The sequence below is a fragment of the Chryseobacterium viscerum genome, assembly GCF_002899945.2.
In the GTDB taxonomy this organism is placed as follows: domain Bacteria; phylum Bacteroidota; class Bacteroidia; order Flavobacteriales; family Weeksellaceae; genus Chryseobacterium; species Chryseobacterium viscerum.
Genome location: NZ_PPEG02000011.1, coordinates 111883 through 134592 on the forward strand (window position 1 = coordinate 111883; position 22710 = coordinate 134592).

Consider the following 22710-nt stretch of genomic DNA (forward strand, 5'->3'; position numbering starts at 1 on the left):
TGATAATGTTTGGTTTTGTGAAGATAATTTGCAGATATTTAGATAACTTAATTCAATAAATTATAAATAAAAACAGTTGAAATTTTATCAAATATTGTAAAAAAAAGAATTAATTTATTTGTTTCCGTCTTATAATTGATTTAATCTGGCAATCAGTTTTTCCTTCTCTCCGCTTCCGGTCGTTGAAAATCTCATTAAAGGAATATTATATTTTTCTAAAATAACAGTTTTCATAGAATCCCTTTCACCTTGTCGGCTTTCTTCTCTATGATACTCATAACCGTCTACTTCTATCGCTAATACAGGATTTTTTCCAAGTTTGTTGTAGATTACAAAATCAAGATGCGCGGCGTGATGTGTGGCATAACGCTGTTCTTCCTCTGAAAGCTTCTTAAAATCCAAAAGAAGATTTCTTAAAGGAAAATGAAGCACCACATCGTATTTGTTAAATTCACCCAGAGACAAAACTTCCTTAATCAATCCATACATTAAATTCTCACTATCGAAAACAGATTTCTTCTCTTGGGCTGATAGCAGAGCTCTTCGTTTCTCTTCATATCCTTTGTACAAATAATCGAAAATAGAGTTGAGCTCACTGTTGACAATGTCGAAGTTATGATAATCTATGTACTTTATCAGGTCAGATATATTATTGTCTTTTTCGCTTTCATTCCCGTTAACGACCAGAATCAGCTGATCTTTTGCTCTTGAGACAGCAACATTCAAACGGTTGGGATGATCGGTGAAATCTGATATTTCATTATCCACCGTAGAAAGAATGATTACATCATTTTCCCTTCCCTGAAATTTATCTACTGTGTCCGCTTTAATATCGGTTCCTACAAACGTATTTTGCAAAGCCGATGTCTGATTACGATAAGGAGTTACGATTCCCAAATCTACTGCCTGAAGACTTTGCTGAGGAATAATTTCGTGCAAAATAACATCAATCTGTCGCTGATTCATTCTGTCTCGTGCGTGATTACCAGCTACGGTCTTATAAACAACCAAAGGATTTCTGTCCGTCTTTGCTTCAGATAAGATAATCAACTGATTATTGTAAAATTTCCGGTTACAGAAATCAATAATCTGAGGATGACAGCGGTAATGTTCTTTTAAAAGCGTCTTGGGAATATCGGGAAACAGTTCTGTTACCGATGATAGCAAACTGTGATTTGAATAACGGTATGCTTCAGGAAGATTATATGTCTGAAAAATGGAATCTGTCTTATGTGCCGTTTGAGCATCGACCACATTGGGAAGCTGCTTTAAATCTCCAACAATCACCGCTCTTTTGGCGCACGACAGAGCTAAGACTCCCGTTGCCAGATCTACTTGCGAAGACTCATCAATGATCACAAAATCATAGACTACGTTTTCAGCGAGACTTCTTCTCAGCGAATAAGTTGTACTCATGATGATGGGATAGTCTAGGATAAATTCAGCTGATCTGAAACGAATATCTCTTGCAATATATTCGGAACGTTGATTATCATTATACCTTTCACATAGTTTGCTTTTAAACAACTGCATCGAAATATCCGTATATTCCTTCATTTTCTCATTAAAAGAAAAATCTTTTAGCACGGCTTCTAACTCACGTTTTCTTAGCTTAAGTTCTGAGATTTTTGTGGTGTAATATTTTGACTGCACCAATCTGATTAATTCCGGATAAGAAAATTCATAAAAATTTTTATCTCTTACCCCATAAAGAAAAGGAAAGGTCAGTTTACGCCACCAGTTCAATTTTTTGCCTGACTGCTCATAGTTTTCAATAGTGATCCAAAGCGAGAGCAGTTGATCAGAACTGACATTCTTTTTAAAACGGACATCTGCAAATATAGGATTGGAGCTGGTGAAATGGTGGTATTCTTTTTCTATATTTTCAATTTCCAGTTTCAGAGAAGCCAATTCATTTTTAAGTTCAAGTTTTTCTGAAAGCTGTACGAATAGTAGTTTATTGGCTTCATTGAGTGAAAGAGTCATATCATCAGATAATCTCCAACTTGATAAGTCTGGGATATCAGTCTGGGATTCAATGAATTCTTTTTTATTTTGTGAGTTTCCTAAAAGTGCTGCTATGAAAGAAATGCCATTCTTCTCCAGCTTTTCAAAAACATTCTTAGTTGCAGAATTGTTGCTTGAAACTATTGCTACCGTTTGATTATTCATCACCGCATTCGCAATGATGTTGAGAATGGTCTGTGTTTTTCCGGTTCCCGGAGGTCCTTCAATGACACTTAAAGGATTTGAAAAAGCTTCATTAACTCCATCTTTTTGGCTAAGATTAAAACCAAAAGGAAAGATTTCAAAAGGAGAGGTTGCCAAATCTTTCTGAGGCTGAGTTCCATTAAGATAACTCGACAGAATTGAGCTTTCAGGAATAAAAGATATTTTGGAGTAGCTGTCGGCGAGTATATTATTTCCCTCTTCTGTTTTAAGCCCGATCGTTTGAGCAATTTCTTTCAAGTAACTGAAAATACTTCCTGCTTTCTCACTTTGAACAGCAGACTTCACAATCCTGATCTTGCTTTGATGATAGGTATAAGACTTATCATTACTCTTGTAAATCACCACACACTTATTCCCTTCCAAAGAATAGGATTCTATCTCATCAGTTCTGTCTTTGCCATCGATGTAGACGGCTTGGGATTTAAGGTTTTGGACACTATTATACATTGGTCTTTAGTTTACCATAAATATATTAAACTAATTTTAAAATAAATCTTAACACATTAAAGCTATAGAAAATATGTTTTTGGTCGAAATTAACTGAGATTGTTGTAGATGTATATAAAATTTATTCTTTTAAAACAATTTTTGTAATCTTACCTTCCACTACTGTAAAATCAACATTCCTGTACCAAAGGTTTTTGAAGTGATCTTCATCATTATCGGTAAAACGATTATTCTTGACACCTATCGTTAAATAAGGTAGTTTAATATCCCATTTTGATCTTATTTTAAGATTTTGTTTACAAAGCTTCTGTTCTTCTGATTGACTATATTCTACGAAGTCTGAAATCCCAGAGCATTCAAAGATGGTCTTCCATCCATTCTTTTGTTCAAAGTCCAAATCTGGATGAAGATTTTTTGTCAGGTCTTCGGTATCTCCTGAATTGCATGCATTAATAAAATCTCTGACTATTTTTCTTGGAACTCTTTGTATTTCTGTAATTTTCTTCTTTTTGTTGGTTTTAAAAATTTTGAAATCTTCCTGTGCTATGTCCTGTATCTTGTAAAATCCAAAATCGAAAGCCTCCATCGGTGACTTATACATTCTATCTTGCAATATTTCGGAGTTTTCCTTCTCCACAGGTTCTCTAAAGTTATTGAGGAGTACGAATCCTCTCTCTTCCGTACGCTTGTTGATGCCATCAATGATGTTAGTTTGATAAAAGAACTCTTGGTCATCAAATAAAACGGTTATTTTCTGACTGAACCTAACAGGGTTATCATTCTTGATGGTTTTTTTTACAAGATATTTAGTTTCGTTAACAGGATTTTCATTTCTTCCTCCCCAACCATCAGTTGCAAATTCGGATTCATACCTTGATAATTCAAGTCTAATTTCTTTTCTTCCCGTTCCTGGATGACCAATAAATTCATATTGAGGAAAACAACTCAAAATAGCGGTTTCCAATTCCCACTCTCCATAATCACTTGTAAACGCGATACGATAATGATTTTCAAATTCTAAAATATAAACTGGAAATTGAATATTGCTATCGATTATTTTTTGTTTGATAAGATCTAAATCTGATTTTCTATTGATTGTTATAGTGATCTCTGTTTCATTCATTGATTAAGTATTAAAAAAAAGAAGTCTACAATTAAAGAGAATTATTGTCAATGATTTCATCAAGTTCCAACTCCAAAATCTCATTGAAAATCTTTAAAATTTTAAAAGAATTTTCCCACCCGCCACAACATTCGGGACTAAGTGCTATTGTTAAAACATCAATCTCAGTCATTCTCTTTTTGATCTCCTCTGCAACTTTTTTAATTGCCTCATCAGAATACAGCTGGATTTGAGGTCCGCCTACGCTGGCAAAGAAATAATCGAGATCGAGATTGACGATACATCCATTTTTAGGATACTCAATCCAATGTTTAAATTCTCTCAGAAAATGCTCTATATCATATTCAATCTCCACGAACTCAGTTTTCGAACCTGCTTTTTTTGTGATAAAGTATTTTTTGTCAAATAATGTCGGATACAAGTTATCGATATGGTGGATATAATTATCCCACCTAAATAGTTTGACTACCAGATCAGGATGACCTTCCATTTCCTGCTTTAAACCACAATATTCTTCAAAGTTCAGTCTTTGAAAATCTATGTTTCTGTCTACAATATTCGCTTCAGTTTCTTCTGGTTGATCGATCAAATCATAATGTCTGTCAATATGAACAAAAGTATATTTTTGAAGAACATCAATCTCTTGCAACCAGCACCAGGCAGCAGCCAGATGATTGTCTGACACATATATTTTATTTTTTTTGTAAAGGAAATTCACATTGATCGATTCTGATTCTCCTAATGCTTTTGGCATTTCTTTTATCCACATTAAAACTTTATTTTTATTAATTTTTCGAAGTTATAGTTTGAATTGACATACACTGGAAAAGTTTGTATCATAACTATCTGGAACTAATCATTTCTTTCTGCTATAACCACTATTCCTGAACGTATTAATTCTTCCAAAATAATTTTTATTTTGCTTGTACTTTGTCTCTGTAAGCCGAAACGTCCCGTCCTCTGCTTGCTAAATGTAAATACAACTCGTTCTTTGGCTCGTGACAATGCAACAAAGAATGCACATTTATCTTCGTCAGGTTGGCGTTCGAATGACCAAAATGCCCCATCTTCTAATCCGATGAATATTACGGTGTGATATTCCAAACCTTTGCTTTTATGTATGGTCATAACAGGAATGGTATCTTTGCCGACCAGCATGTCTAAAGCCAAAACAATATCATTTGATTCCTGACAATTTTTTATAAACTCATTTTCCAGATTTTGTAAAACATCATCTAAAAAATCACTATTTCTTAACGAGGAAAATGATGCCCTGATGCGATCTTTACCCGCAAAATTTACTACCTCTTCAAAAAGCTTTTTGATTACCACTTCATTAGTTTCGTCTACATTGTAATTGTTATTCATTTGCTTTACAAAATTCGAAAATGAGATTTCCAACCTTAATAATTGATGATCTTCCAATTCTGTATGCAGTTGACTTAAGAAACTAAAGGCTTTTGCCTTTTCCTCGATGGATCTTTTTTTGAAAATAACATATAAAACATTAATGACGTAAACTGATACTTCTTGTATTAAAAGATCCTGTAATTTATTCTCATCTCTCGCTTTTACACCATTTTCATTAAAATACTTAATTAATTCGCCAGCATATTGATCTAATTGTTGCTTTACTAAAATGCAAATGTTCCGAGGATTAATCTTTTCTTCATCGATCCATTTTTGTACCTCAGTAAAAAGTATCTGTTTTTCTAAATTGGGATTTTCAAAAACCCAGACGGAACACTCACCTTGTTCAGGATGCCATTTTTTAGAAGGTGTTGCAAGATCACTTTTCTGCAATAGTTTTTCGGTTAAATGGTTCAGCAACATTACTAATCTTGGCGCACATCGAAAGTTCATTGTAAGTGGAATGCGTTCCGCAGTAGTATCTGCAATGAAATCTTCAAATATAGATTCCTGCGCGCCAGCCCACATCATAATCCTTTGTTTATCATCGCCGACAGCAGTAAATTTAGTGGTACTATCTAAAAAACAACTTTTAAAGAAATCATATTGAATTTCTGTAGTATCTTGAAATTCATCCAAAAAAACAAAATGGTAGGTTGTTTGTAAATACTCTCTAATTTTTGGATTTATTTTGATTATATATTCAGCTAATCGCATGATCATTTTGAATGATAATTTTGATTGCCGGATCATTGTTTTCCAAACCCTGTTTCGTACATCTTCACCATGATTTAACTTTGTATGCGGGAATGTGTTGTGATGAAGACTGAGTATCTCGGCTGTTGGTACACTGTTAAAATATGTAATGTCCTCTGCTTTGTAATAGTCTAAAATTGTACGATCATCCAATATAACAGCATATTCCGAGTTAATCTTATAGTAAGTTGGAACAGCCTGATTAAATCTGTCGAACAATTGTTTAGCAAACGAATCAAAAGTCAGGGAATCAAACCTTTTTGCCAATTCTTCACCACATCGTAGTGTTACTCTTTCCTTCAAATTATAAGCAGCATCTCTCTTAAAACTAATAGCCAATATTTTATGTGGAAATTTGCAGGTATTTGTCTGCAATAAAAAACATGCTTTTTGAGCTAGCAACTCTGTTTTTCCTGCTCCGGGACCTGCAACAACCAAATTATTTTCAGTAGTAATAGCTACATCAAAGGCATTTTCTTCAAGCTCCAGACCATCGGTAGGTATCCACTCATCGTTTTTGATTGGTTTCATTTTATTCTTCAGCTTTTATAAGAGTAGAAATCCTTTCAAATATTTCAATGAAAACTTCAGGTAGATTATCTTTTATATCTTCATTGGTCATCGATGACAAAACCTGAATATGAGTTGTAGGCTTTCCTCTGCCTAAGAAATGATAATTATACCAAATCATCAATTTCTTCTCATCTTCGGTGTATGTTACTGCAGTTGCTTTGCTGGATTTAAGTGTTCCGTGAATAGCCGTTTCAACTTTCTCTTCGAATTTTTCTGCCTCTTTCTCTGGATCAGGAATTTGTGGACCACCATTTTTAGGAATTGCTTTTTTGTAAAATTCAGGATAATGTGTCAGCATTAAAAAGTCCAAATCAAGAGGAGTAGAATAAAAAATATTGTATTTTTTCAAAAATTTTATCCATTCAAATAAAAATTTAGCATTTTGTGAATCATAAAAATCCCAGGTGTGCATTGCATTTAAGTCTTTGTCAGAAATGGATCCTAATAGTTTTTTCTTATCTATTCCAATCTTAATCAATTGCTTTAGCGCATATTTAATCCTTCCCCAGCCACCACCTTCTCTTTCCAGATCAAGATCGAGTAGGGTTATATATGGTATATGTAGAGTCTCGAGCAATTTCCAGATATGATTTACAAAGCGATGACCTAATGGAGCAAAAGTTATTATGTTATCATCAAAATCAACATCCATTACTTCCATTAGTCTATTGAAGATCACTTCTTCACTGTCACCTTCTCCAATAACTACAAGTTTAGCAAAGTATAATTCAGGATAATTGTGTACTGCTTCTTTAACATATTTGTAGGCCTCATCCGTTTTTTCAGGAAGCAATATTTCATTTACCTCGGTTTCATATTTTTCAGTGATCCTGAAATGCAGGATGCTTTCAGGATTTAATCTTTTGACGATTGCAGGAGTATGTGAAGAGAGAAACACCTGAGAGTTTTCCTGTCCTGCAATTGTTTTAAGAATTTTTATCACTCTTCCTAATAGTTGGGGTGCAATGTGATTCTCCGGTTCTTCAATAGCTAAAATTGTCAAAAGCGGACGGTTAATTCCAATATTTTCTTTATCCTCTTCATCAGCCAGTTTTTCCTCAATATCTAACAAAGCACATACAAGAGTTAAATAGAATAGAGATCTATATCCTTCGCCTAGTTCATCAATTTTATAAGGCTGGTGAACACCCGTTGGACTAAAAGATATTTCTAATTTTTTTAGGATTGAATCGAAATCACTTCCGCCAAATGAAAGGGTAGCATCCTTATAGCGATTGTCTTTGTGAAACTGTTGCCAAAATCCTGTGATTGAAGTTTGAACGGTATTGAATTCCGGTAACCCTTTAAATTCAGTATTTATTTCCTCTATTTTCTCATCAAATTTCGCCTTGAAGGCATCATCCCATTTGATCTTTTTTAAGACTCTAAATAAAATGCTACCTGAAGCAAACTTTAGTTGTTCCGCCGGTCTTCTGATTGCGGGAACATACATAATTTGTATCAGACTTTTAAAATGACTTGGATAGATGGGTTTATTCTCATCTGATTCCTTTTCACCCTCCGGAACTTTTATGAAATAGGTCTTGGTTTCAATTTCCCCATCAGGTATAAGATCAGATTTTGTCCAACTTGCCTCTAATCGGATCCTTATGTAAGGATTTTCACCTTCATCGTCCACAACCATATTACTGAAGAAATGAGCGATAGAATCTTTTTCATCATCGGAAAAATCTATTCTTGCTTCGATAGAAAGTTCTCTTTCAGTTATTTCGTCAACCTTTTCGTCTTTGCCTACATGAAAATCTTTTCTTGTGAGTTCTCGATCAGCTAAAGATTGACCAAATAGTTTTCTCAATGCTTCAAGTGTAGTTGTTTTGCCTGAACTATTAAGACCTACAAAACCAATTAAATGTTCGTTAATAGGAATGATCACGTTTGAGGAGCCAAACGATCGAAATCCCTTAATTTTAAAAGCGCTTATTTTCATGTAATTGTTAGTTTTTTGTATCACTAAAATAAACATATCTATTCAAATAAATTGATATGTTAAGTGTAATTGCATCAAAATGTGTAAAATACATTTGATTAGTGCATGTTTTCAAATATACATGTAAAGTTTCGATGCATTTTACGGTTTTCCGTAAACATAAAAGTTAATTACTTTTCAACTAATAAATTTGGTTTACATCAAATCTGACTAAGAATAAGAAAACAAGGCATAAGATTTATCGGAGATGAGTTTAGCACGCTCGTTTTGCTTGCTAATCTTTGAATTTCTGTAAGTATCAATTAATGCCATAGCTTCGTTTAAAATGATTTCTGAATTACTACTAATTTACAAATAAAAGTAACCACCTAACTGCCATATCTGTAATTAATGCAAAAGAATATTTCAAGAAATTAATTAAATTTAAATAGAAATAATGCTTCAAACACTCAAAACATGAAAAACAATGACAATCCATTATTTAACGTTAAAAGAATCTATAATGCTTTAACTGAAAATGAGGTCATTGATCTCCTTTTAAACTGGAATAATAATCGTGAGAAATCTAATTTAAGGTCTTTTTTAAGTGGGATTTTTTATCCTGATCAGAAGGCTTATTTTGATTATGAAGGTTTCTATGTAACGAAAACAATTCTTAGGGATGAGCTTAAATTGGAAAAAAATAGGAAGCCGGGGGATATTGATGTGATTATAATTCCTTTCACTAAAACAAAAATCTATTTTGAAAGAACTTCAGTTTACGAGATCAAGATTGTTCGTCCTACGAGAAAGAATCCTGGTAGAAATGCAAATTCATTAGGCGTCACGCAGGTATTGGGTTTAGCAGAAGATGGTTTTCCGCTGGTTGGCTTAATTCACGTTTCAATTACAGAACCATTACCGGAAGAAGAGAAGGTAGATATTAAATTTTCAACCCTGAAGGCAAATAGCGGGGTAGGAAAGGAAGAAGGGAAATCTTTTGATGATTATCTCATTGATGTACGAATGGATCAGTTTGCCTGGTGGTCAAGCGAAAATCAGATCAAGAGACTGATAACTCTGCAGCTTCCTGATTTTATCGGAATATCTTCATATGGATTAGAATTTTACGACTATGACCGTATGGTCATTTGCACATCAGATGTTTACCATCAGAAGTTAGCAGCTTGTTGCTCTAATCCAAAGACCTCGCAACTTACCATTCTTAAGATTAAAAATCACTTTTTAAAAAATAGGGATAAGTATAGATTAATATTGAATAGAATACCTTAATGAAATACTGCTGCTTAACTAATTTTTAGCAGTACTAAACTGGCATTTCGTGTTTAATCATTTCATAGGTTGGCAACAATAATTCAAAATTTTGAATGATTGTAGAAATTATGTTTTCTTTGGATAACCTAGTGTCATCTGGTGAAAAATCTATTCCTATAGTAAAGTAGTGTTTATAGTCATCTTGCAAAAGAAAGGCTGTAAGCTGTGCTTCATCAAAGATGTCGGATATATATAATACTTCATCATTTAATGATATGTAATAATCATCATCTAATGTCATAAAAATTTCAAACAATTTTTTACGGTAGTCTGGATCTTTAAGTAGGTTGTCTTTAAGATTTTTTCGGTCAATCTTGCTACCGTTGTTTTTTCCAACCCTGTTCCAAATACCGACACTATCTTTATGTACGATGACCTGCAAGCGTATATAGTCTAATGGTGTTTGATCATCACCATAGTTCTTAATTTCTTTTTTATCACGACCATAATGAAGCCAGAGTGCTCTTAGCTCTGGAGATGTCCTAAGACCATGAACAGCATTTGAAACAATATCATCAAAATGATAATGCTGACTTAAATCCCAATTTTTGCTTCTGAAAATTGGAATTAACTTATCGTTAAGTTTATAGAGTAAGCTTCTTACTTTTTCTCTTTCTTTATTTACTGCAATAGAAGTATTCCAAGGCTTTGTGCCTTCAAAAGCTGCATAATGCTCTCTTTTAAAATATTGATTAATGAAGTCCATTTGATCAAGATTAGAACCATAGTTTTCAGGGAATAAAATCTGTAATTCTTTTTTTTCGTCTTTCATTCTTACGATGCGATTCTTGTAAATCATTCTGTAATTTTCTAGAAAATCATCAGTTATTAATATGGAGAACTTAAACGAGGTTTTAAACCACTGTACTAGATTTTCGCAAACATTATTGTCGTCCGTCTTAATACTAACCTCTACATTTTTATCAAAGCCTCCGTAGGTGCAATTACCTGATCCAACATAGGCAGTAATTTTCCCATTACTTTTAAACAAATATACTTTCGGATGAAATAACCGATCTGGCTTATGATAAATTCTGCTTTCAAAATAACCATTCTCATCTAAATCTTTTAGCGATTGTAGCACCTTAGGTGAGGTAGGTAATCCAATTCCCACTAAATAATTTTGTTTTGCAGATGGATTAATATGCTGTTGAATGAACTCAAACCCAGTATCTGAAATCATTGCAGCTGCTATCCAAACTTCCTCACAATCTCTCAGTATATTTTCAAAATCTGTTGAAAGTTTTAGTTTATGTTGAATCATTATTAGTTTTGGTATATGGAGAGATTTTACCTTTTTGAAAACAAGAAATATTAATAAGATGTTACATATTAAAAAGGTAAACCGTCATTTAAAGCGTCAATTTTTTCATCAACTTGTTCAATGAAGGTTCTGATGTCGTTAATTAAATTGTCAATAATTATTTTATCGATGATAACTTCATTACCATCTTTTGTTTTTCCATTTCTATGAACTAGGTCATGCCGGATGAGGACCGCTTTATATGGGGTTCCAATATTTCCAATATCAATCCCTAACGTGTCTTTATACATACCTTTAATCTTTGGTAGATTATGATAAATTACATCAAGCATAGCCTGCTTGCATATAGTCTCAATTTTTTCGTGATAGTCGTAAAGCTCATTCAGTGAGAAGGATCTATCTTTAAATTCACGAAATGTGCTGACGAATTTTTTCGTACATTCTTTTGACTTCAGAGTGGTGTTAATAAAAGCATCTGATAGGTATGTTTCCATAGATGCAATGACTCCAACAAATATTTGCCTTTTTAAAGTTCTATGGGCAGAAAGATTATCAATTTTAAGTTCATTAAGTTCTTGCAGACCGACAATTTCATTCTTGAACGTTTGCAAGAAAAGGGTATTACTAGAGATTGCTTCGTACTGTTCTTCGTAATAAGGCTGTGCATATTCGGTAACTTCAACAACATGATCTTCATTTAGTTCACTAATACTCCCATCGCCACCAGCGTAGGTGGAAAAAATATCAACATCAAATTGCTTGTGACAATTGTCACAAATGGCGTAGCCCTCTTCTTGAGTTTGGCTATCAGTTGCAGATTCAGCAGCGTAGTTTGGCGATGGAATAACGATTTCATCACTTATAACTTCGGTGCCACACTTATCACACCTGAATGTTACAGTTAAAGATTCATTACCAAATGGATCGAAGGTAAAATATTTCATAGTTATAGTTTTTTATAATAATGCATATCAACTTACTGCATTATTATAACAAAAATACCAAATAAATTCTACGGAATCTACTTAAAATATTCCCGATACATCCCAATTGTCACGCAAGGGGTTTTTGAATGAAAATAACTAACTGGTTAGCTTTTAAGCTTTTCAAGTTTAATACCATTAATGCACCGAAATATCAGACGGATTTGACTTTTTAACACTTTTCAACAGGAAAAAGGCACAACGAAATTTCAGTATTACATTATATCAAGTTTAGATCTTTTTCTTAGTAATGGATGATAAATCAAAATCAAGCACTTCCAAACTTTCTTCATTATCAAAGAAAAGAACGCAGGCATTCTTCCCGTTCCTTGAAGAGGGATAGATAATACCGTCTATCCTCTGTCCTTCAGGCAATCTATCAGAAAAAGGAAAGCGAAAATATTCGGTAATAACTTGGGTTGGAACATAATCAATATGCACCAGATTTTTGTCTTGTAGAGGTTTTGCAAGGTCCCTAACAAAATTGTTAAGAAAGATAAGAGGATAATAATGTTTACGTTTCCTGATGTCAAAGGGACTTGGAACTTTCGGCAATGCTGAAAGATCTATAACGGTTAGTTCCCGCTTCGTATTAAAAATAACAGTTGTGTAGAACTTGTTTTGCTTGTTTTCAAATTGCACAGTTTCTGCAATTGCAGTTTCTTCCTCGAATGCACCGTAAAACATAGAAATTCCCGCCGGGCTCATCCTGTTTGGCTGAATAGCAAATAGCTCAGGTGGCGATGTCATTCCTTCAGCAGAATTGACGGACAGATCTGCTCTTTTATGCTGTCTACAGCGATAAAATAAAGTATTAACCGGTAGTGTTCTTATAAGGTGGTATTTTTTAATATTCTTTCCTATTTCAGAAAGAATTTCCTCAGGCATAAGCTTATAGTCGATAGAGTTCAAGTCTTTTGCCATACCGAAATAATATCGTGACCGATGTTGTACAACATCCTTAAAGTAATCCCAGCTAAATTTTAAAGTATCTGCCGGGCTATCACGGTAATCAAATTCATCTCCCCATTCTTTTCCAAGGTCAATAGAACCAAAGACATCATTAAAGAGTGTCAGCTCTGGGATATCGAGGTTGAAGTGTTCCTGCAAAATTTCATTCGCATCATAAAGTTTTCCCAGATATCCTCCTTCCCTCCCATTGTAGGACATGAATTCCGCTGGGTCAGAATAAAAGTTATATACAGTTTCCATAATGAATATCATCACGTCTTCGAGTTCTATAACTTTCGTTTCTCTTCCGCAATAATCACATGTCCCGTCTTCAGCCGTCCGCCGGATGAAATTTCTGATTGCATATTCATTGATGTGCTTGTTGCATACTTGTTTATCCGGTACCGAATTTAGGCCTAAAGCCCAGAAGCGCTCAGCTTGTTCCATTACACCGCTCATATATTGTTCTGTTTAATTATGGCTGCAATATTTGCAAAATTTACCGTAGCTTTTCTCATTTAACTAAGATTCAGGTACCTGATAATAATCAAATCCGGCAGTTGCATCTTCTATCTTTTCTTTATATTTTTCAACAATTTCCAGAGATTTTTCATCGACCAAAAGAAAATTTTTGAATAACCAATTCAACTGGTACTGGATGTCATACTTCAATCGTTTTGATTCTCCAGCATTGTTATAAATTTTCAGTCCTGTTTCAATAATATATTCTAAAATTTCGGATCTGATAGCAGTTTTGATAGTGCCTGTATCCGCGGTAATCCTACGACCAAGCTGAAAGAATTCACCAAGAGAATGATTGTAGGGTAATCCTGATTTAATAAGATACCGTATAGTCGATGCCTGGGCATACATTCCCGAGCGAAACAGTTCATACCATCCATTAATGGCCCATTTTTCAATTTCTAAATGGCTTATCACTTCAATTTCATCAATTAATTTGAGTTCCAATGCCGTGGATTCTAGTCTTCTGATTCTATACAGGATGTCATTAATGTATTCCCTCTTCTGAGATTCTGTTAATTCATTAGCCGATGCGACTTTATTAAGTAGGCTCCTAATCTGCCAATGATAATTTGCAAATGTTCTGTTATCCTTTTGCACCATTGCAAATTCCAGCACTTCTTTCAGTGTATCAAATTGTGTGTTTAAAAGGTAATGCCAGAACTGGTAGTAATCTGAAGAGGACGGATAATTTACCTCCTTGTCTACATTTTGAAAAATATATGTGCTCGTTGGCAAAGCATCATCGTCAAAATTCAAAGAACGGATACTATCGGCCATCATTTCTGTATATTCCCGTGTGAAATATGTTCTTATCTCACTAAAATCCCTGGATTGAATAATGCTGATCATTGCATCCTTTACAAAATTGTCAAGCTGACCGAACAAATAAATATTATAGACTTTTTTGGAAATCAGAAATTTATATATTAAAAAGATACGACCCATAATCACATTCATGGTAATGTCGTCTGAATTTTTAAGTGCAGTGCGTTGAAAGTGCCTGTACATCCACAAATTGACTAATATGCTATCTTCCAGATCCACTATCGGACATTCCTCTTCGAGGCTGGAACTGATCAATCCGAAGATATTGCCCAGGATTTTTTGGGGTAATATCCAGTCATTGTCTTTAATCGCATTAACACCAATGTCTTTCAATACAATGAGCTTATTACTTTCAAGTTTCTCGATTGGTATATCATCGGTAATGCCCCTCCTGTTTAGTAATGCAGTTACATCTTTTTGATCTATTTGCTTGGCTACTTTATCAAGCTTTTGGATGGATGTGGAATACTTAAGCCCTATAATAGCCAGTGGGAGCTGAATGATAATATAAGAGGCGGTAAGTAAAAAGAGCAGGTACATCACTGCAACAACTTCATTGCGATTGTTTTGATGAACAGCACAAAATGAGATAAGCTGAAGAAGCACAATTGCCAGAAAGCTTGAAAAAAGCACCTTTAAATAAACGTTCTCGAAAATAAACTCAAGAGTGTGACGCTTGGTGCTTTTAAGATGCAGGTTAAAACTTAAAAGAAGCAGGGTGAGTATAAGGCCTGAAAATCCCAGTGTTACCGAAAATAAACTCCAGATAAAAGTTCTGAAGTTTTCGATTTCTGCGATATGAAAATAATCCGGAACAAATTTGAAGGGGAAGAAGTACACCACCATATATACTATTACGAACGAAGCTAGAATACGTAGATCATAAAATCTACCTATCAGCTTTAGATTTGTATCCTTTAATCCAATTTTTCTCATTATAACTTTCAATAAAAGCGTTTTATAAATAACCTTAAATCTAATCATTTTCCTCTTATTTTACTTTTTATATTTGATTAAAAAACTTTGAATAAGATCCAAACCTTTACAATTTTTTAGAAAATAGGCTTCCAAGTCTTTTGTGTTAAGTTTACAAACCATGCAATCTTCAAGAAGCTGCATGTTCTTGTTCCCTTTATGATCCGTAATGTAATTCTTGAATGATATAATGTTGTTTCTTCTTTTCCAAAAGAAAAATGTGGTCTCGTAGCATTCATCAAAAACAAATGGCAATGAATTTTCATGTCTAATGACTGGGAAATCTTTTGTAAAATTTATTATCTGAATATTTTATAATCAAATTTCCAGATACAACATTGTTCATGAGGTCATCCGATTTTCTATAGCAAATATATTCCGTTGTCTCTGCGGAAAAAAATCTTTTTGGGTATCCGTAATCAGAGATTACAAACCCTCCGCAAAAATATTTCAAGCTTTATCAATGTTCTTTCTTATTGTTTTCAAGGAATTGATTACAGTTTTCCTTGTGCCTGCCTGAATGGTGATCCGCATAGAAAAAGTCAGAAACCTCACAAGATGCAAATGCAGTTCATTGAAATTTTGATCCTTATTATTCTTTTGGTATAAATCATCTCATATGATGATAGTGAAAATCATTTTAGAAGATGTCATCATAAGCATTTCATCAAATGAAACAATCAGGTAAAAGATAGAAAAAGTCAAAGTTTCCTTCAATCTGCAATTTACAGAATCTACAGGTTTTTTAAATGTAAGTGCGGGAAAAACAGGTCTCCGCCGTACTCGGAGCAGGAAATTATGAAATTCAACATTGTGGACGAAATTAAATTGAGCTATTCAAGAAAGGGGAATTGTGAAAGGTCTATATCGTCATCGGTAGATGCAGTGGATGTTTTCAGGGAACATTTTGATGCGGAACAAATGGACTACAGGGAATCTTTCTTTGCATTGTATCTGAATCAGGCTAATAAAGTTTTGGGAATTAAGAAAATATCAGAATGCGGCATTTCTTCGACATTGGTAGATGTGCGCATAGTTATGCAGGCGGCACTTCTTTGCAATGCTTCGGGGATCATTGTTTCTCATAACCATCCTTCGGGAAATTTGAAACCTTCTGGTTGTGATATTAAGATGACGGCACAGATCAAAGAGGCTGCAAAGATTTTAAGTATGAATTTGCTGGATCATGTGATCCTGACTTCGGATTCTCATTTCTCATTTGCGGATGATGGGATGATCTGAATAGTAAAATAATAAGCAATCAAAAAATAATAGGATCAAATAATATCTAAAATCAAGATCATGAACAAAATAGGAAATCATACAGCAATTTCAGAGGTGAGTACTTTATTGGTACTTCGTTACAGTAACAATTCTATCGGAATTGTACAGGGTATTGAACACAACGGAAATCTTATAGACGTTCAGCCGAACCATACCAATATTCATTCCGTCATGAGGATCGATTCGGCGGAGGATTCTTTTACGGACTTCTATTCAGATTTTTACCATCAGCTCAAAGATCCCTCTGAATATTCATTTTTTAAAGTGAGGGAATTTGAGGCGCACGATACAGCTGTCAATTTACAGGAATATATTAATTGTTTATCAGATTTTGAAAGACAGGATCTGAAAGCGGTCGAAGTTTCTATTGAAGTGGTCAATGCGATCAGAAATAAGAAAACCAATGAAAAGAAGCCTTCTGTTTTGAAGAAGGGTTTTAATAACGGGTCAGTTAATAGTAATAGAAGTTCTCAATACCGCTATCAGATCGATGATGTTCCGTGGGACAGGATGGTTGAATTAGGTCTTGATAGGGAAAAGTTGGAAGAAACAGGTTCGTTGGATGCTCTGTTGAAAGGGTATAAGACACCGATGTTGATTCCGATACTTGTTAATGATGGGGAAGCGGTAAGTCAGATTGATGCACGCCTACAGTTGCGGATCGATGATGATGGAGAATTGATTGTTAAGGTGCATCTTGTTCTTAAGAAAGTGGATTTTAGAAAGAAGTTCAATGGTCACAAGTTTACAAAAGAGGATAGGGTCAATCTTTTAAATTCTGGGAATATGGGCAGAGTGGTGGATCTTATTGATGCGGTTACAGGAGAGATAATTCCGTCATTGATAAGTTTGGACAGGCTGACCAATGAGCTGATCTCTTTGAGAATGGAATTTGTAAGGATTCCCGATCTTCTTTGCGGGGTGAGATTGGATTTGGAACAGAAGCAGGTGCTTCGTGATGGGAAACCTTTGTTTATTGAAAATATGTTGTCGAAGAAAGGAACACTCTTTTCTGCAACGGTGCAGTTCAATGCGGATAGACAATGGGTGGAGTTTTTGTTTGAGAATAAGTTGAGAAGTTCTGGTTTTAGCGAAGTGAATCATTCTGAAAGGGAAGTTCCTTCACATTTCAGAGGGATTAAGCTTCGTCAATGGCAGATGGATAAGTTGAAGGCAGGAGAGATTGCTTATATCAAGGGGTTGGAGAGCAGAAAAGGCAAGACCTATCAGGGTTATATTCGATTTGATAAGTCAATAGGGGAGATTGTGTTTTCATTTAAGAATCAGAAGAAGAAATAGGAAGTGTTACGATGTTTCGAGAATCAAGAGGAAGCAAGTAAACAACTATGAATATGTTTTTTTTTAACCTGCAAGGTCGATTGACTTTGCAGGTTGCTTTGTTTGGGTTTTAAAAACAGTAAGGCTGGGGAAAGTTGGGCGGCAAAAATGCAATTCCTCCTTGTGGTCGGAAACGCATTTTTGAAGAGTTTGGAGCAACCCCATTTCTAAAACATTGCCGGGTAGGGCTTTTCTATGTTTTTGAAAAAAGGTTGCGGAAATTTATTGAAATTGTAGTACATATATTACTATTTCTATATCCTAGTTTTTTACAAATTCTAATCTTCCCAAACTATACTTAAAGCTTTATTTTTATGTGGAATACAATGTTCATAAAAAGACCTGTTTATATCATAATCTTTTATATCGTTAAACCAATCCATCGCCCACACTTTTTCTGTTTTATAAATATCTCGTACATTGGATTTTGAAAAATACTCACCCATAACGGTATTTTCAGGTACTTTTCTATCATTTAATAACCATTTAAAAGGAAAATCATCACTTACAATTTTCCATTTAATAATCTCATCTTCAGCATAAATAATCATAATAGGATGATTGCCAATCTGTGCAAACCTAATTGCGCAAGCTGTTAGACTAACGATATATTTATCGGCTAAATCTTTAATCACATTAAAACTAAATTTTTTTCTTAAAATATCATTTTTAAATCTAGATTCCGGCATAAGAATACAAGATGCAAAGTAATCAGCTTCTCTTTCAATGGAATCAAACTGTTTCTTGTTAGTAATTGATGGATGGGGCACTAATATCCCCTTTATTAATCCTACTCGGTGTGCATCAATAAAATAATGACCAAGTTCGTGAGCTAATGTAAATCGCCCTCTAGCTTTGTCTTTAAAATTTCCACAATCAGTATTTAAATGAATATAAAATTTTTTGTTTGAATATACGGTCATTCCATCAAATGTTCCTTTTTCATATTTATCATAGATTAATATTAGTCTTTCATTTTCGGCAATTATATTAATCGGAGTTATTACTTCAGTATATTGTAACGCTATATATTCGGCAAGTTCTTTAATGTCATTTAACGGAGTATTATTTATCATCTTTTTTATGATTTCCTTTCATACGATCAATAATATGTTGAGGAAGAACACTTCCTTTTCTTGCAACCATTTTTAGTTTTTCAGCTTCAGAATCTAAATCTTCAGTATGTTCTAAATTGATATTATTCAATTTTTGAATACCTCTTTTAATGATTTCTTCTGGTGTGTCCCAATCAGAAGGACATTCGTCATCTATTGGATTGAGTAGTTCAAATTGCTCAATTTCTTTTTCTGTTTCTGGAAAAAGCAAACCCTTAGATTGAAATATATCAATTATTCTTTTTTTGCTAGTCATTTTTTAAAGGTTTTAACTGAGTGTTTTTTGTGAAATAATCTTTTATTTTCTTCTCACTTCTTTCCTTGATCTTTCTAATATTAACATTTGTAGTATTATACATTTCAGATAAAGTTTTTAAAACGTCAGATGGCGTTTTCTTTCCTTCATCATAATACATATATAATGTTAAAAGTATATGTCTATCCCTTTCAGATAGCAAATTTAATGCTTCATCCATTGTTTTCAGATTCACGCTTTTAAAAATGTCGTCCGAAATCTCTTCACTTTCTATGATTGTTTCCTCCTTTACGTTTTCAAGATAAATAGATTTACCATAATATTCCTCCAGTAATCTTTTTAACTCATTCTTAGCAACAGTTGCAAGCCAAGCTTTGAAAAACCTATCACCTGTTGCATTCTCAGGAAACGAAAAAATTAGGGGATTATCATAAATTTTATAAAATGTATTATTGATAACCGTGTTCAAAATTTGTTCGTCATAAATACCACTGTTTTTTAATCCCCTCGAAATAACCGAACATAAAAATTTACTATAGCTCTTATACAGCTTCGTAAAAGCATTTATAGCAGGTTGTTCATCATTCAGTTTTTCAGAAATGACTAATAATGTGTCTTCAATTTCGTCTATTGTCATTTACTTAAGTGTTAAATAAAAATCCGTGACAAATTACAAAAATAAATTACAATGTCACGCTTTTGACTTTATACTTTAGATACAGTTTGTGTCTGGAGGTAAATCCTTTACACCGATAAAGATTAGAGGAATTAATTAAATTGTTTCAACAATGGCAACAAATCCACCAAATGGCGATGGTCACAGAAACGGGGCGGTTAGAGACCGTTCACAAACCTACAATCCCAAAATCGATTCTTGGGTAAAACGTGATGCTAATACGGGTAGGTTTATGGATGTTAAGACATCTAGCAACACCCCTTTCAAAGGAATTAGAAAAGAAAAATAATCCCTTTGAATCAATTACAAGCATCTGATAATAAAGATGCTTGTAGTTTAACCAATTAAAAAAAATATATGGCAGGAATAATACCAACATTAATAGCTGCGGTAAAACCTCTTTTATCCAAAGGAGCAACTATAATCTGGGAAAATAGGAATTACTTGCAATTATACTTTAAAACTAAGCATTTGAAGTATAAAAATATGGATATTCGGTTTTCTATCAGTGGTTTATATAAAATTAAAATTCCTGATACGAACCAGTATTTATTAGTCCTAAATAGAAGGATAGAAAATCAGCTTCAACCTGTAGGCGGAGCTTACAAACGCTTTGGAGATGATAGTTTGTTCAATAAATGGGGCTATAAACCTGACAATTCTAAAAATGGGCTAGATGTTGATGAAAAGAGTTCCTCTGATTTAAGATTTATGGTGCAGGGTAAACACTGTATAGATGTCTTAGATTGGTTCGAATCTGGAAATGAAAGAGAATTAAACCCAGAACGAGAATTTAGAAAGGAGCTTATTGATACAGGTATTCTTGATACTTCCATTTTTCATCATATCCAATATAAACAAATACGAAGATTTTCAAAAAATCTTTTGTGGAGCGACTTTTTTAGCTGTTACGAAATTTTAATTTTTGATGTTTTTGAATTGATTCCAAATGAAGAGCAAAAACGAGCTTTGATAGAATTGGCACAACAGAAAAACCATCTTTCTGATGGTTTTGCAATAGTTAGTTGTGATGACATTGAACAACTGAGGTTAGTCGAAAATAAAAGACAAATTGCCAGAATTGGAAGACACACTAAATTATTAATTAACAAAGAATTTTAATATGATTGACATTTTTAAAGATTATGTTCTTCAGCGTGAAGAACTGTTAGCAAGAATTGCACAAGAGCTGCAACTAGATAAAACAAGATTGGATAGGATGGAGACTGCCTATAATGCAGTTGCTGAAGTTCTGAGGAAAGACAATGATTTTTTTGATCACTTGGTGATTGAAATATATGCACAAGGATCAAAGCGTATAGGCACGACTGTCAAACCGATTAATGATGAAGATTTTGATCTGGATGTTGTTCTTCATATATACGACCCGTATTATAATCATAGTCCTGAAGAGATATACAATGCATTAGTTAAAGCATTGGAAAAAGACGGCTACTACAAATCTATTATGGAAAAAAAGAAAAGATGTGTTAGACTTAATTATAAAAGCGATTTCCATATGGATATTTTACCAGCTTGTATGCCAAATTCTTTTGAGAAAAACATCATAAAGATTCCAGAAAAAGCATTAAAAAATTGGTCAACGGGTAATCCTAAAGAGTTTTCTAGTTGGTTTTTAATCTCAGCCAACTCAGTGAAAGAACCTATGCTGAAAATGAATTTTGAAGCATTGATGAAAGCTCAAGTAGAAACTGAGCAATTACCACAAGAGATATATCTAAAAACACCGTTGCAAAGAGCTGTTCAATTATTGAAAAGATATAGGGATATTTATTTTGAAGGAAAACAGTACAGAGTGTCAAGTATAGTCATTACTACACTTTTGGCGCAATTATATCAATCTGAAAGTTCAATTTTCGAAACAATCGATAATGTTGTTGGTCGAATAAAAGGAAATTATAATGATGCTGTCATTGGAGGGCGTAGATTCAAAGTTTTTAATCCTGTAAACATTGAAGAAGATTTTACTGATTCTTGGACTGACGAACATTACAAAGCATTCAATAGCTTTATTTCTGATTTTCACACCAAGTGGCAAAACCTAAAATTTTCCTTTGAAACTAGTAAGGAGGACTACATACAATTATTTGGAGAAGGAATTTATAAAAAGGCTCTTAATGCACAAGTAGTAGCATTTTCTAAGTCTTCAAATGATGCACTTTCAAAAGCAAGTGGGTTAATTGTTAGCGGTTCTGCATTTACCAACTCAAGAGGAAATATTAATGTTAATGAAGGAATTAAAAATGGATCTCATCACAATTTTGGAGGGTAATATTAGAAAGGATAATCAAAAGAATTGGTATTCCTTTCTTCTCGTTCAGAAAGCATTAGTGGAAAAATACTTTGATTGGGTACACTTACATATTGATACGAAAACCAAATCACTAGTAGGTAAGGGATTTTTGACAGTTGGAAATAAGAATTATTCCATTGTATTCTCTTTTTCTCCTTTTAATTCAATTAGATACGAGAGAATATTCGTAAATAATAAACCTATTAAATACAATGATGATATTCATTTGTATTCAGATTTATCCTTGTGCCTTTATCATCCATTTATAGATCAGCCTATCTTAAAAAAAATAGATTTGTACGAAATGATTCCTTGGATTTCTGAGTGGATTGTTTTTTATGAACAATGGAAAAAATATGGTGTCTGGTTATGCAAGGAAATTAAACATAGAACAATATAAC

The 22710-nt window shown here is 33.6% G+C and carries 19 protein-coding genes; 7 read left to right on the plus strand and 12 right to left on the minus strand.

Annotation, left to right across the window (positions count from 1 at the left end; genetic code table 11):
* Nucleotides 1-129 precede the first annotated feature (129 nt).
* The 5 genes from C1634_RS22970 to C1634_RS22990 form a co-directional block, all read right to left on the minus strand.
* Complete coding sequence (locus C1634_RS22970) at nt 130-2679, minus strand: AAA domain-containing protein (RefSeq protein WP_109739192.1); 2550 nt, start codon at nt 2677-2679, stop codon at nt 130-132.
* Between the two features lie 121 nt (nt 2680-2800).
* Nucleotides 2801-3802, minus strand: a complete 1002-nt coding sequence (locus C1634_RS22975; RefSeq protein ID WP_109739193.1) for a hypothetical protein — start codon at nt 3800-3802, stop codon at nt 2801-2803.
* A 31-nt stretch (nt 3803-3833) separates the two neighbouring features.
* A complete protein-coding gene (locus C1634_RS22980; protein WP_109739194.1) occupies nt 3834-4571 on the minus strand; it encodes a peptide arginase family protein in 738 nt (245 codons plus the stop codon).
* A gap of 83 nt (nt 4572-4654) precedes the next feature.
* A complete protein-coding gene (locus C1634_RS22985) occupies nt 4655-6499 on the minus strand; it encodes a UvrD-helicase domain-containing protein (RefSeq protein ID WP_109739195.1) in 1845 nt (614 codons plus the stop codon).
* A 1-nt stretch (nt 6500) separates the two neighbouring features.
* Nucleotides 6501-8489, minus strand: coding sequence for an AAA family ATPase (locus tag C1634_RS22990; protein WP_109739196.1), 1989 nt, complete (start codon nt 8487-8489; stop codon nt 6501-6503).
* A 456-nt stretch (nt 8490-8945) separates the two neighbouring features.
* Here C1634_RS22990 and C1634_RS22995 point away from each other — a divergent pair, with 456 nt between their 5' ends.
* Nucleotides 8946-9761, plus strand: coding sequence for a hypothetical protein (locus C1634_RS22995; RefSeq protein WP_103234290.1), 816 nt, complete (start codon nt 8946-8948; stop codon nt 9759-9761).
* A 34-nt stretch (nt 9762-9795) separates the two neighbouring features.
* Here C1634_RS22995 and C1634_RS23000 read toward each other — a convergent pair whose 3' ends face one another.
* The 4 genes from C1634_RS23000 to C1634_RS23015 form a co-directional block, all read right to left on the minus strand.
* Complete coding sequence (locus tag C1634_RS23000; protein WP_103234291.1) at nt 9796-11067, minus strand: phospholipase D family protein; 1272 nt, start codon at nt 11065-11067, stop codon at nt 9796-9798.
* A 68-nt stretch (nt 11068-11135) separates the two neighbouring features.
* Nucleotides 11136-12011: a hypothetical protein gene (locus C1634_RS23005; RefSeq protein ID WP_109739197.1), complete on the minus strand. Its 876-nt coding sequence runs from the start codon at nt 12009-12011 to the stop codon at nt 11136-11138.
* A 270-nt stretch (nt 12012-12281) separates the two neighbouring features.
* Nucleotides 12282-13460: a HEPN-associated N-terminal domain-containing protein gene (locus C1634_RS23010; RefSeq protein WP_103234294.1), complete on the minus strand. Its 1179-nt coding sequence runs from the start codon at nt 13458-13460 to the stop codon at nt 12282-12284.
* Between the two features lie 63 nt (nt 13461-13523).
* Entirely contained in the window at nt 13524-15287 is a 1764-nt protein-coding gene (locus C1634_RS23015; protein WP_109739198.1) for a hypothetical protein, read from the minus strand.
* A gap of 837 nt (nt 15288-16124) precedes the next feature.
* On the opposite strand from C1634_RS23015, the gene C1634_RS23030 reads away from it, so the two are divergent.
* A complete protein-coding gene (locus C1634_RS23030; RefSeq protein WP_103235606.1) occupies nt 16125-16568 on the plus strand; it encodes a JAB domain-containing protein in 444 nt (147 codons plus the stop codon).
* Nucleotides 16569-16628: 60 nt separating this feature from the next.
* Nucleotides 16629-17909: a DUF3945 domain-containing protein gene (locus tag C1634_RS23035; protein ID WP_103235605.1), complete on the plus strand. Its 1281-nt coding sequence runs from the start codon at nt 16629-16631 to the stop codon at nt 17907-17909.
* A gap of 317 nt (nt 17910-18226) precedes the next feature.
* Here the strand turns inward: C1634_RS23035 and C1634_RS23040 are convergent, their stop codons facing one another.
* From C1634_RS23040 to C1634_RS23050, 3 genes are read right to left on the minus strand one after another with little or no spacing between them, the layout of a single operon-like run.
* Complete coding sequence (locus tag C1634_RS23040; protein ID WP_109739200.1) at nt 18227-19024, minus strand: ImmA/IrrE family metallo-endopeptidase; 798 nt, start codon at nt 19022-19024, stop codon at nt 18227-18229.
* Nucleotides 19014-19319 (minus strand): hypothetical protein, encoded by a 306-nt coding sequence (locus C1634_RS23045; protein WP_103235405.1) that lies wholly within the window; start codon nt 19317-19319, stop codon nt 19014-19016. The genes C1634_RS23040 and C1634_RS23045 overlap by 11 nt, the downstream gene beginning before the upstream one ends.
* Nucleotides 19312-19956 (minus strand): sigma-70 family RNA polymerase sigma factor, encoded by a 645-nt coding sequence (locus C1634_RS23050; RefSeq protein ID WP_103235406.1) that lies wholly within the window; start codon nt 19954-19956, stop codon nt 19312-19314. Before C1634_RS23050 ends, C1634_RS23045 begins: the two co-directional genes overlap by 8 nt.
* 151 nt (nt 19957-20107) lie before the next feature.
* On the opposite strand from C1634_RS23050, the gene C1634_RS26165 reads away from it, so the two are divergent.
* The 4 genes from C1634_RS26165 (at nt 20108) to C1634_RS23065 (ending at nt 22709) form a co-directional block, all read left to right on the plus strand.
* Nucleotides 20108-20284 carry a hypothetical protein gene (locus tag C1634_RS26165; protein WP_165835388.1) on the plus strand — a complete coding sequence of 59 codons (177 nt, stop codon included), beginning with the start codon at nt 20108-20110 and terminating at the stop codon, nt 20282-20284.
* Between the two features lie 68 nt (nt 20285-20352).
* A complete protein-coding gene (locus C1634_RS23055; protein ID WP_109739201.1) occupies nt 20353-21117 on the plus strand; it encodes an SMODS-associated NUDIX domain-containing protein in 765 nt (254 codons plus the stop codon).
* Between the two features lies 1 nt (nt 21118).
* Nucleotides 21119-22288: a nucleotidyltransferase domain-containing protein gene (locus tag C1634_RS23060; protein ID WP_109739202.1), complete on the plus strand. Its 1170-nt coding sequence runs from the start codon at nt 21119-21121 to the stop codon at nt 22286-22288.
* Nucleotides 22245-22709, plus strand: a complete 465-nt coding sequence (locus C1634_RS23065) for a hypothetical protein (protein ID WP_109739203.1) — start codon at nt 22245-22247, stop codon at nt 22707-22709. Before C1634_RS23060 ends, C1634_RS23065 begins: the two co-directional genes overlap by 44 nt.
* The last annotated feature ends 1 nt before the right edge of the window (nt 22710 follow it).